Origin of the sequence: Burkholderia sp. LMG 13014, assembly GCF_905232215.1 — a bacterium.
Classification (GTDB): Bacteria; Pseudomonadota; Gammaproteobacteria; order Burkholderiales; family Burkholderiaceae; genus Burkholderia.
On record NZ_CAJNKE010000786.1, the window covers coordinates 1 to 2,276 of the forward strand.

Sequence of the window (2,276 nt, forward strand, 5' to 3'; positions counted from 1 at the left end):
CGTTCGTCCAGGCCGCCGTCGACCGGCTGATTCCGGCCGACGCCGAAGGCCCCGGCGCGCTCGAATCGGGCGTGCCCGAATTCATCGATCGCCAGATGGAGACGCCGTATGCGCACGGCGCGACCTGGTACATGCAGGGGCCGTTCCAGCAGGGCGTGCCCGAGCTCGGCTACCAGTTGAAGCTGGTGCCGCGCGACATCTACCGGCTCGGCATCGCGGCGGTCAACCGCTATTGCGAGAAGACCCACGGCAAGGCGTTCGCGGATCTCGACGCGCCGACGCGCGACACGGTGCTCGGCGCGCTGGAGAAGGGTGGCGCGCAGATCGACGACGTGCCGCCTGGCGTGTTCTTCGGCCAGCTGCTGCAGAACACGCGCGAAGGCTACTTCTGCGATCCGGTGCATGGCGGCAATTACGACATGGCCGCATGGAAGATGATCGGCTTTCCGGGCGCGCGCGCGGACTTCATGGATTTCGTCAACCAGAGCGGCAAGCCCTATCCGTACGGCCCCGTCTCGATCAACGGGGAGCGCAGCTGATGGCCGCAGAGAAAAAGCCGCATGTCGATGCGGTGATCGTCGGCTTCGGCTGGACCGGCGCGATTCTCGCGAAGGAACTGACCGAAGCAGGCCTGAATGTCGTCGCGCTCGAGCGCGGCGAGTATCGCGACACCTACCCGGACGGCGCGTATCCGAACACGATCGACGAGCTGACCTACAACATCCGCAAGAAGCTGTTCCTCGACTTGTCGAAGACGACGGTATCGATCCGCCACGGTGTGAGCGACACCGCGCTGCCGTACCGGCAGCTCGCCGCGTTCCTGCCGGGCGAAGGCGTGGGCGGGGCGGGTCTGCACTGGTCGGGCGTGCATTTTCGGATCACGCCGGAAGAGCTGCGCCTGCGCAGCCACTATGAAGAGCGCTACGGCAAGAAGTTCATCCCCGAAGGGATGACGATCCAGGACACGGGCGTGACCTACGACGAGCTCGAGCCGTATTTCGACTTCGCCGAAAAGGTGTTCGGCACATCGGGGCAGGCGTACAAGGTCGGCGGCAAGGTGGTCGGCGACGGCAACGTGTTCGAAGCGAACCGCAGCGACAACTTCCCGTTGCCCGCGCAGCTCAACACGTATTCGGCGCAGCGCTTCTCCGACGCGGCGAAATCGCTCGGCCTGCATCCGTACCGGCTGCCGTCGGCGAACACGTCGGGCCCGTACACGAACCCGTACGGCGTGCAGATGGGGCCGTGCAACTTCTGCGGCTACTGCAGCGACTACGCGTGCTACATGTACTCGAAGGCGTCGCCGAACCTGAACATCCTGCCCGCGCTGAAGCAGGCGCCGAACTTCGAGCTGCGCTCGAAGTGCCACGTGCTGCGCGTCGACCTCGACGACACGAAGAAGCGCGCGACGGGCGTGACCTATGTCGATCCGGCCGGGCGTGAAGTGCACCAGCCGGCCGATCTCGTGATCGTGGCCGCGTTCCAGTATCACAACGTGCATCTGCTGCTGCTGTCGGGCATCGGCAAGCCGTACGACCCGATCTCGGGCGAAGGCGTCGTGGGCCGCAATTTCGCGTACCAGAACCTGTCGACGATCAAGGCATTCTTCGACAAGGACACCTACACGAACCCGTTCATCGGCGCGGGCGGCAACGGCGTCGCGGTCGATGACTTCAACGCGGACAACTTCGACCACGGCCCGCTCGGCTTCGTCGGCGGCTCGCCGCTGTGGGTGAACCAGGCCGGCGTGAAGCCGATCAGCGGCATCGCGACGCCGCCCGGCACGCCGCAGTGGGGCTCGGCGTGGAAGAAGGCGGTCAAGGACAACTACGCGCACACGATCTCGATGGACGCGCACGGCACCAACATGTCGTACCGCGACGTGTATCTCGACCTCGATCCGACCTATCGCGATTCGTACGGCCAGCCGCTGTTGCGGATGACGTTCGACTGGAAGGACAACGACATCAAGATGGCGCAGTACGTGACCGGGCAGATGAAGAAGATCGCGGAGGCGATGGGGCCGAAGGCGATCGGCGTGTCGACGCGCGAGTTCGGCAAGCACTTCGATTCGCGCGCGTACCAGACGACGCACCTCGTCGGCGGCGCGATCATGGGCACCGACCCGAAGACGAGCGTGCTGAACCGCTACCTGCAGTGCTGGGACGTGCACAACGTGTTCGTGATGGGCGCGTCGGCGCTGCCGCAGGGCATCGGCTACAACCCGACCGGGATCATCGCGGCGCTGGCCTACTGGTCGGCGCGTGCGATCCGCG

Annotated in this window: 2 protein-coding genes; both read left to right on the plus strand. The window is 65.6% G+C overall.

Annotation, left to right across the window (positions count from 1 at the left end; translation table 11 throughout):
- Window positions 1–539 (plus strand): gluconate 2-dehydrogenase subunit 3 family protein (locus JYJ84_RS34585; protein ID WP_205190117.1); only part of this gene is annotated, 539 nt, incomplete at its 5' end.
- A partial coding sequence (locus JYJ84_RS34590) for a GMC family oxidoreductase (RefSeq protein WP_205190118.1) occupies window positions 539–2,276 on the plus strand: 1,738 nt, incomplete at its 3' end. The genes JYJ84_RS34585 and JYJ84_RS34590, both read left to right, overlap by 1 nt.